General features: G+C 69.6%; 11 protein-coding genes and 1 tRNA gene. 6 read left to right on the top strand and 6 right to left on the bottom strand.

Translation table 11 applies throughout. From position 1 onward, the window contains the following. On the top strand, positions 1 to 367 hold a 367-nt coding region (locus tag WA805_RS03880; protein ID WP_425241659.1), incomplete at its 5' end, for an EamA family transporter. 243 nt (positions 368 to 610) lie between these two features. Then, positions 611 to 1,408 (top strand): 5-formyltetrahydrofolate cyclo-ligase, encoded by a 798-nt coding sequence (locus tag WA805_RS03875; protein WP_422279536.1) that lies wholly within the window; start codon positions 611 to 613, stop codon positions 1,406 to 1,408. Positions 1,409 to 1,411: 3 nt separating this feature from the next. Here WA805_RS03875 and WA805_RS03870 read toward each other — a convergent pair whose 3' ends face one another. Beyond that, positions 1,412 to 1,606 (bottom strand): CsbD family protein, encoded by a 195-nt coding sequence (locus WA805_RS03870; RefSeq protein ID WP_422279538.1) that lies wholly within the window; start codon positions 1,604 to 1,606, stop codon positions 1,412 to 1,414. A gap of 99 nt (positions 1,607 to 1,705) precedes the next feature. Between WA805_RS03870 and WA805_RS03865 the strand changes: the two genes are divergently transcribed. Next, the gene (locus WA805_RS03865; protein WP_422279540.1) at positions 1,706 to 2,206 is read left to right on the top strand and encodes a hypothetical protein; all 501 of its coding nucleotides are present in this window, start codon (positions 1,706 to 1,708) and stop codon (positions 2,204 to 2,206) included. Here the strand turns inward: WA805_RS03865 and WA805_RS03860 are convergent. Further along, positions 2,193 to 2,780 (bottom strand): MerR family DNA-binding transcriptional regulator, encoded by a 588-nt coding sequence (locus WA805_RS03860; protein ID WP_422289158.1) that lies wholly within the window; start codon positions 2,778 to 2,780, stop codon positions 2,193 to 2,195. The genes WA805_RS03865 and WA805_RS03860 overlap by 14 nt on opposite strands. Before the next feature lie 9 nt (positions 2,781 to 2,789). Between WA805_RS03860 and WA805_RS03855 the strand changes: the two genes are divergently transcribed. Continuing rightward, complete coding sequence (locus WA805_RS03855) at positions 2,790 to 3,500, top strand: class I SAM-dependent methyltransferase (protein ID WP_425241658.1); 711 nt, start codon at positions 2,790 to 2,792, stop codon at positions 3,498 to 3,500. Here WA805_RS03855 and WA805_RS03850 read toward each other — a convergent pair. Then, positions 3,481 to 4,065, bottom strand: coding sequence for a lecithin retinol acyltransferase family protein (locus WA805_RS03850; protein WP_422279546.1), 585 nt, complete (start codon positions 4,063 to 4,065; stop codon positions 3,481 to 3,483). The genes WA805_RS03855 and WA805_RS03850 overlap by 20 nt on opposite strands. A 1,033-nt stretch (positions 4,066 to 5,098) precedes the next feature. Between WA805_RS03850 and WA805_RS03845 the strand changes: the two genes are divergently transcribed. Then, positions 5,099 to 6,202 carry a putative Ig domain-containing protein gene (locus WA805_RS03845; protein ID WP_425241657.1) on the top strand — a complete coding sequence of 368 codons (1,104 nt, stop codon included), beginning with the start codon at positions 5,099 to 5,101 and terminating at the stop codon, positions 6,200 to 6,202. Positions 6,203 to 6,697: 495 nt separating this feature from the next. On the opposite strand, the gene WA805_RS03840 is transcribed toward WA805_RS03845, so the two are convergent. The 3 genes from WA805_RS03840 to WA805_RS03830 form a co-directional block, all read right to left on the bottom strand. Further along, positions 6,698 to 6,770: transfer RNA gene (locus WA805_RS03840), tRNA-His, on the bottom strand. Between the two features lie 97 nt (positions 6,771 to 6,867). Further along, positions 6,868 to 7,476 (bottom strand): oligoribonuclease, encoded by a 609-nt coding sequence (gene orn / locus WA805_RS03835; protein ID WP_422271872.1) that lies wholly within the window; start codon positions 7,474 to 7,476, stop codon positions 6,868 to 6,870. 200 nt (positions 7,477 to 7,676) lie between these two features. Beyond that, positions 7,677 to 8,348: a pyridoxamine 5'-phosphate oxidase family protein gene (locus tag WA805_RS03830; protein ID WP_422271874.1), complete on the bottom strand. Its 672-nt coding sequence runs from the start codon at positions 8,346 to 8,348 to the stop codon at positions 7,677 to 7,679. 60 nt (positions 8,349 to 8,408) lie between these two features. Between WA805_RS03830 and WA805_RS03825 the strand changes: the two genes are divergently transcribed. Beyond that, positions 8,409 to 8,808 (top strand): GntR family transcriptional regulator (locus WA805_RS03825; RefSeq protein ID WP_425241656.1); only part of this gene is annotated, 400 nt, incomplete at its 3' end.

Genomic DNA, 8,808 nt, shown 5'->3' with positions numbered 1-8,808 from the left:
CGGCATCCTGTTCATCGGCCTCGCCCAGGCCGGCCGGAACGCCGGCCTGTGGCCGGTCGCGTGCGAGGCGACCGGCACACTGCTGGTCACCCTGGCCATCGCGGTCAAGTCCCGGCAGCCGCTGCGCGTCCCGGTCCGGGCCGCGGGCCTGCCAGCGCTCGCGGGTGCCAGCGGCATGGCCGCCACCGTGGCCTACTTCTACGCGACGCACTTCAGCATGCTGGCCGTCGCCGCCGTGCTCGTCTCCCTGTACCCGGGCTTCACCGTTCTGCTGGCCCGGGTCCTGCTGCACGAGCGGTTCAGCCCCGCCCAGCGCGCCGGCCTCGGCCTGTGCGCCCTGGCCATCGCCGCCATCGCAGTGAACTGACCCCGCGCTGCGCCGCCGGAACCCCCTCCGCCGGCGCTCCAACACCCTCCACCGGTCGGTCGCCTCAATACCACCCACACCGGCCGCCCCAACGCCCTCCATCGGCCGCGCAGCTCCTCGGTCACCAGGTCCGAAGGGGGTCGATGGTCCATCGACCCCCTTCTTTGGCGGTCGATGGACCATTGACCGCGTTCCCTACGGCCCCGGGCTGCGGCGCATGAGGCGGGCGGGCAAGATGGGGGGATGGCTCGCCCTCGCTCCGCGCCCCGGCATGATCGCGACGCCGGCGGCCCCGCCGACGTGCTCGCCGCGAAGGCGGAGCTGCGTGATGAGGTCTGGTCCGCGATGCGCGCCGCGAAGGTGGCCAGGTTCCCCGGCGCCTTCGGGCGCATCCCCAACTTCACCGGCGCCGAGGCCGCGGCGGAGCGGCTGCGCGCCTTGCCCCCATGGCAGGCGGCGCACACGGTGAAGGCCAACCCGGATTCCGCGCAACTGCCCGTCCGGCAGCGCGCGCTCGAAGACGGCAAGACCGTGTACATGGCCGTCCCGCGGCTGGCCGAGCCCGAGCCATTCTTCGCCCTGGACCCGGACCACTTGTCCGAGCCGCCGCGGAAGGCGGCCTCGATCAGCGGCGCGTCCAGGTCCGCCCGCCGGGTCAGCCTGGCGGAGCTCGCCCCGGTCGGCCTCGTGGTCATGGGCAGCGTCGCGGTCGGGGAGGACGGCGCGCGGCTAGGCAAGGGGGGCGGCTTCGCCGACCTGGAGTTCGCGCTCGCCACCGCCGCGGGCTTGATCGGGTCGGACACCGTGTCCGTCACGACCGTGCACGAACTCCAGGTACGCCCCGCGGGGACAATCCCGCTGACCAGCCACGACGTGCCGGTGGACTTCATCGTCACACCCGACCGGGTCATCGACTGCCGCCCGCGGCACGGCCCCCGGCCGGTGCCGGGCATTCAATGGGACGACCTGACGGATGAGAAGATCGCCGCGATACCGCTCCTGTCGGCCCAGCGGGCCGCGCGACGCACGGCTACTTCTTAGCGGTTACTTCTTAAAGGCGTCGCGCACGTTCTTGCCGGCGTCCTTCGCCTGCTCGCCGACCTGCCGGGTGGCACCGCTGACGCGCTCGCCCTGGCCTTCGGCCTCCAAGTACGGGTCACCGGTGGCCCGGCCGACGTCCTGCTTGGCGTGGCCCTTGCCCATCTTGAACCTGTTCCGCATCTTGTCCATGAAACCCATGTCTGCCTCCTCGCGGTAGAAGTTGCCTTTACTCCCCCCATACGCGGGCTTTAACCTCTTCGACGTTCAGCGGCGCCGAGCCCGGGTAGGGCGGCGCTCATGTCAAATCGCGATGGCCCACGACACTGGCTGGGCATTTACCTCAACGACCACCTCGCGGGCGCCACGGCCGGGGCGGAACTCGCCCGCCGCGTCGCCGGGTCTCACCAGGACCCCGAGCACCGCAAGCGGCTAGCCGGCCTGGCCGCGGACATCGCCGCCGACCGGCAAGCGCTCCTGCAGCTGATGCGTGCCGCCGGCGTGCCGGTCCGCGGTCACAAGATCCTCGCCGGATGGGCTGCGGAGAAGGCCACCAGGCTGAAGACCGGCGCGAACTTGCTCACCCGGTCTCCGCTGAGTGACCTCACCGAGCTGGAGACCCTCTACCTGGGCATCCAGGGCAAGGCCGCGGGCTGGCGCGCCCTGCTGGGCGCGGCGGCGAACGACGGCCTGCTAGACCAGCAGCGACTCCGCGTCCTGCTCGACCGCACCGGCGACCAGCTCGCCGTCGTCGAAGAACTCCGCATCCAGGTCGGCGCCGGCCTATTCAGCCTCGGTTGATGATCGCCCCTGCTTCTTCCCCCGACATCGGCGGGCCGAGTACCGGCTGGCCGGTCTCGCCGGCCAGGTCCTCGCGGGGCCGTTGGTCGTGCAGCTGCCGGTGGGATTGTGACAGTGGCTGGCCGGCTAGCCGGGCGGTGATGCCGGCGTTGAAGTTGGGGCATTGCGTGATGTCTTCGTGGGGGCAGCGCAGACCGTGGCTGATGGCATCGCGGGCGGCCTGCGCCCTGGCGATCTGCTCGTCGAGTTCCGCGAGCTTGCGCTGCATGTACTGTCTCCGGTCGCCGGGCGGGCTGGCGCGGGTGTCCAGCAGGGCCTTCTGCTCGGCGAGGGTGAACCCCGCGTCGCTGTAGAGCAGGATGGCGGCGACGAGCCGGTCCGCCGATTCGGGGTAGCGGCGCTGCCCGGAGATCCTGGCCGGCGGGGGGAGCAGGCCGAGTTCCTCGTAGTAGCGCAGGGCCGAGGCGGTGACGCCGGCGCGGCGGGCCAGTTCGCCGATGGTGAGCAGGCCGCCTTGTGTGTTGACTTCAGGTGCGCTTGAAGGCGTTGACTGCCGGCCATGAGAACACGACATGAGGGAAGCATGGCACGGGCAGCACGGCGGGCAGTGACCGCCGCCGCCGAGTACGGGATCGGGCGTGCTGGGATCGCCGTCGTGCGCGTCCTGGACCGCGACGTCATCGGCCAGGGCCATCGTCCCCATGGCGCGGCGGGGAGCGTGACCGGCTGGGTGTTCGCCCACCGCCCGTCCAACCGGCAGCGCAACCGCTGGGTAGTCTCGTTGCTCGATGTGCGCCCCGCCGGCCAAGTCCTCGAGCTCGGCTTCGGCCCCGGCGTGGCGGTCGCGGAACTGGTCCGCGCCGGCGCGGGTCACGTGTACGGCATCGACCATTCCGGCGTGATGCTCCGGCAGGCGTCCAGGCGCAACGCCGCCGCGATCCGGGCCGGGCGGGTCACCCTGATCAATGCACCGGCCGATCAGCTTCCGCCCGCTGTCGATGGCCCCTTCGACGCCATCCTCGCCGTCAACTCCCTCGGGTTCTGGCCCGGGCGTGCCGAACGGCTCGCCGAGCTGCGCCGACGGCTCGCACCCGGCGGGCGCATCGCCATCGCATCCCAGCCCCGCTGCCCCGGCGCCACGGCGGACACGTCCCGCGGCGCCGCCCGCGAAATCGAGGACCTGCTGAGAGACGCTGGCTTCTCGCAGGTGAGCACCCAGACCCTTCCTCTCAGCCCCCCGGTGATCTGCGTCCTCGCCGCCAGTCAGGCTTGCGCTACCACGAGGGCCGATTGAGTGGTCTCTCTACGCCTTGCCAGAATTTGTATGGAGCCCGCCGCCGCTGGTATCCAGTGATGGCGCTTATCAGGATGAGCGACCAGCACGTAATTCGCCACCACTTGCTGTGTCCGCTCGATCTGGCCGTCAAGATCATTATTGTGAGCAGCGCTGCCTGTGCCCGAAAGAGCTTCTTCGTCTGCAGGCTCTCAAAATAACTGCCGGTCACGCACCAGTTGGCGAAGTGCTCACAATTGCTGCCGAACAGCGTGAACTTTCCTTCGAAACCGATCTTCGCCAGCCGTTCCGCCTCAGCCACGATCCGCTCGGGCGGGAGGGGGCCGGGCAGCCAATCCGGTCCGAACATCCTGCCAGGGCTGGGATGGCGGACAACTGCGACTTTACGACCACGGGCAAATTGCTGGAGTGTGACGGGGCGGACGCCGTTCCGATGCCTGCTGCCCACGTCGTATCCGCCGAAATCAATGACGCGATCGTCGCTGACGTAGATGCCGTGATGCGCGAAGCCCGGGCGTCGCGCCATCAGGTGATCGCCGTAACTGAACTCGCTTTGTCCTGTCATGCCGGCCGATCAGTTGAACGGAGAATGGACCCTGAACCCCGCCCATAGTATCCAGGCTGTCTGCTGGAATCGCGCGGAGCGGCAGAAGACCTAGAGGCCCTTCCGTTTTCCGGCTCGGGCCTCCCGACCTGCACTTTCAATGGGTGAGCGACGGGGCTCGAACCCGCGACCCCCAGGACCACAACAGAGGAAGCGTGGAAACAGGTGCCCATGTAGGGGATATCCGCGCTGGCCAGGAACCCGGAAGCGTGCACGCTGAGCGCACCTATGCGCTCGCGCTCGCTCCCACCTCGCTCCCAGAATCGGACAGCGAGCCGACGAGGCAGGAAGTCCCGCGAGCGGCGGCCGTGGCTGAGTCCGTCGTAGGTCAAGATGGGTAGCTGAGCTCGCCGGGGGTCCGTGTGCCCAGGCTACGCCGTGGATGAGCAGGCCGAGGTCATGCCGGCGAGTTCTTGTATGTCGCCGTGGAACTCGCCGGCCAGGCTTCCAAGATAGCCACGTGGGCCCCGACGAAGGCTCGTGCCATCACCGGGGCGGGGACGTGCGGCTGCTGGCCACGGACGGGTGAGCCGGGCACGGAAGTTCTGCTCGGCGTAGCGGCTCAGGGTGGTCAGGTGGGCCTGGCGGGCGGGAAGTCACCGGGCCGGCCGGGCCAATTTGAGTATCCGGGAGGCCCAATATAGGTACCGGGATCGTTGACGCTGGCGTTACGTTCCTGCCAAGCTGCGGCAAATGGGGCGGTTATCCCTGATTATCCGTTGCCTGGCTCGGCTGCTGTGCTAATGCTGCTGCCCGGTGTATCCGCGGTCACCGCTGCCTTCCTGTTTTTCGGACCTCGGAGGGGGGGTCTCATGGCCGAGGCCAATTTGGCGCGCCGTGGTGTAATGACTGTTTCCTTTATCACCGGCCGATGCGCGCGGTTGCTGCGTGCGGGGCGGCGCCGCATAAGCCTGGCGTCTGCGATCATCGTGGCGGCAGGCCTGCTGGTCACCTGGGGGTGGCGGCGCCGGCAGGCGCGGCAACCAATCTGGCCGTGAAGACGACTGCGCTGCCCCCGGCCACCGCCGGTGTCTCCTATTCGGCGAAGCTGGCCGCGTCCGGGGGTATCGCCCCCTACACCTGGTCGGTCAAGAAGGGCGCGCTGCCGGCCGGGCTGACGCTGGTGCCGGCCACCGGCCTGATCGCGGGCATTCCAGCGGCCGGCAGCACTGCCAGCTTCACGGTGAAGGTCAGTGATTCGGAGAGCCCGTCCGCCTCCGCCTCGGCGACCCTGTCGATCACCGTGACCACGGCGCCGCTGATGATCAACACCCCCTCGCTGCCCGCGGCCACCGCCGGTGTCTCCTATTCGGCGAAACTGGCCGCGGCCGGCGGTATCAAGCCCTACACCTGGTCGGTCACCAACGGCGCGCTGCCCGCCGGGCTCAGCCTGGACCCCGCTACCGGGGCCATCTCCGGCAAGCCAACGGCCCCGGGCACCGCGATCTTCAGGGTGAATGTGAGCGACGCTGAGAAGCCGTCCGTCTCCGCCTCGCAGGGCCTGAACATCACCGTGACCGTGGCGCCGCTGGCGATCACCACCGTCAGTGTCCTGCCTGGGCTCACATCCGGCATGCCGTATTCGGTGAAGCTGGCCGCGGACGGCGGGCTGACCCCTTACACCTGGTCGATCACGCAGGGCTCGCTGCCTGCCGGGCTGAAGCTGCACGCCGCGACGGGCGTCATCTCGGGCACGCCGACCAGCGGCAGCGGCAGCACGTTCACCGCCGAGGTGAGCGATGCTCAGAACCCGCCCGCCACCGCATCGGCCACATTCTCGCTGAGCGCCAACACGGTGACGGTGAGCAGCCCGGGCGACCAGACCACGATCGCGGGCACCGCGGTCAGCCTGCAGATCGCGGCCGGCGACTCGGCTGCCGGGCAGGCCCTGACCTACTCCGCGACCGGGCTCCCGGCCGGGCTGTCGATCAGCTCCTCCGGCCTGATCTCCGGCACCTCGACCACCCCCGGGCCCTACAACGTGAAGGTCACGGCCACCGACGGCACCGGCGCGTCCGGGTCGGCGACCTTCACCTGGACGGTCAGCCCGCCGATTGTCATCGGCTTAGCCGCGGGCGGATCCGGCCGGCCAAGGTAGCGGGCACCGCGGTCATCGCACAGCGGCTCCCGATCGCGCCTTGGCCGGCCAGTTCCGCTGCCCTGCAATGACGCACAGCCCGCACCGGGCTTATCACTTCGAACCGCGAGGACCAGCAGGCCGCGACCGGTTTCCGTCCCGCCCCCGGGCCCGGGTCGACGTACTCGACCTCAATGGCGCCACACTCCGCCGGACCACCGGCCCGGGCCGCCAGCCCCGCCGTCATCCGCGTGACCCTTCGCCGGGGAACACCCTCGATGGCTCAACCTGACGTTAGATGGCAGAACCCCGCAAATGGCTCAGAAGCTCAGATTCATTGGCAAAGGACAGTCAAGGAATTGACGCCACGCGACACTAGGCGTCGGCGGCAGACAGCCCTGCTACAAGCCTTGGCGGGCAAGATCGGCTACCGATCTGCTCCTAAAATCGGACACCCAAATAGTAAGAGCCCCGGCCGTCGTCACGACCGGGGCTCCTGACCTGCACTTACATCGGGGTGAGCGACGGGGCTCGAACCCGCGACCCCCAGGACCACAACCTGGTGCTCTACCAGCTGAGCTACGCCCACCATTGCCGCCGGGCCACTCGCGGCTGAGCGCGTTTCAGCGCCCCCGGTCCCCGGCTGAGACGAGTATAGCGGCACGCGAAGGCCGCCGCCGACCGGCTTAATGGGCCGATGGCACGTTGCCGTACTTCGCGGCGATCTGCCGCGCTGTCGCCGAATCCGGCCCGGGCTGCGGGACGAACACGGCTTCCCGGTAGTAGCGCAGTTCCTGAACGCTCTCGGTGATGTCGGCGAGCGCCCGGTGCCCGCCGTGCTTGGCGGGAGAGGCGAAGTAGACCCGCGGGTACCAGCGCCGCGCGAGCTCCTTGATCGACGACACGTCCACCATCCGGTAGTGCAGGAACGCGTCGAGCTCCGGCATGTCCCGCGCGATGAACCAGCGGTCGGTGGCGATCGAGTTGCCGCACAGCGGCACCTTGCGCGGCTCGGTGACGTACTGGCGCACGTAGGCCAGCACGGCCTCCGCGGCCTCGGCGAGCGTGACCCCGCCAGGCAGGTCGGCGAGCAGGCCCGACTTGGTATGCATGTCGCGCACGACGTCGCTCATCTGGTCAAGCGCCTCGGCCGGCGGCTTAATGATCAGGTCAATGCCGTCGTCGAGCAGGTTCAGCTCGGCATCGGTCACGAGGCACGCGATCTCTATCAGCGCGTCCCGCTCGATGTCCAGCCCAGTCATCTCGCAGTCGATCCATACCAGCCGGTCGTTCATCCCAACTACATTACGACCTTTTCGGCCCTGCCGAACGCGCACGGCCCGACTCCCGCCCCGCACCCGCCATCAGCGGGTCCGCGCCGCCCGGCCCAAGCCTGCTGATTTCATGATCACGAAAGAAAAGTACGCGCATAGGAGATTTTTCTTTCGTGATCATGCTGCGCGCCGCGGCTGAGATCCTCGCCGGGCGTCCCGCGTCAGCTCGCCCGGTCGCGGATGTGGACGGGCAGCGGGATTTCCTGGCGCATGGCCGGGTCCGGCTCCGGCTGGCCGAACGTCACGGCCATCGGCAGCACCCCGGCCCAGACGTCCAGGTCGTAGTCCTCCGGCTCGTCGGCCGGCATGCCGGTGCGCACCTTCACCGAGGCCTCGGTGAGCGGCAAGGACAGCACCGATGTCGCGGCCAGCTCCTTCCTGGTCGGCTGGCGGGCGGCGGCCCACCGGCCGGGGATGAGGTGGTCGGTGATGAGCCGCAGCGCCTGCCAGCGCTCGTCCTCGTCGCGGACCAGCGTCGCGGTGCCGAACACGACCGCGCTGCGGTAGTTCATCGAGTGGCTGAACACCGAACGGGCGCAGACGATCCCGTCCATGTGCGTGACCGTCACGCACACCTGCCGCCCGGCCGCCGCGCCGAACGCCCCGTTCGCCGACGAGCCGTGCAGGTACAGCGTGTCGCCGTCGCGGCCGTAAGCGGTGGGCAGCACGACAGGCACGCCGTCGGCGACCACGCCGAGGTGGCAGATCAGTCCCGCGTCGAGCACCTCGTACAGGGCATCGCGGTCGCTCATGCCGCGCTCGTGGTGCCTGCGCAGCCTGGTGCGGGGCGTGCTGGACAAAGGGGTGGACAAAGGGGTGGTGTCAGTGCTCATGGGACCGTAGCCTATGCGGAAAGTGGACTGCCGAAAATAGCCACTCCCAGGGAAGTTCCGATGACCACTTCGCACGCTAACCTGCCCATCGTGGTGGACCGTGCCGACGGCGACCCGCTGACGGCTCAGGTTTCCACGCAGGTCCGGTCCGCTGTCACTGACGGCGTACTGCACGCGGGCGACCGGCTGCCGTCCACCCGCGACCTCGCGGCCACCCTCGGCGTGAGCCGGACCGTCGTGACGACCGCCTACGCCAGCCTGTTCGCCGAAGGCTGGCTCGAGGGCCGCCACGGATCCGGCACGTATGTGGCGGACGTGGCACCGGCCCCGACCGCGCCAGCAACCGCCCCAGCAACCGCCCGAGCCGCCGCGGATGACCCGGGACCCCGGGAGCCCGCGCCCGGAGCCGGGAGCCTCATCGAGCTGCGGCCGGGGATCCCGTGGGCGGCCGGGATAGACC

The organism is Trebonia sp., assembly GCF_049794275.1.
In the GTDB taxonomy this organism is placed as follows: Bacteria; Actinomycetota; Actinomycetes; order Streptosporangiales; family Streptosporangiaceae; genus Trebonia.
Note: the sequence above shows the minus strand (reverse complement) of the source record. Positions and strands in the feature narration are given on the sequence as shown.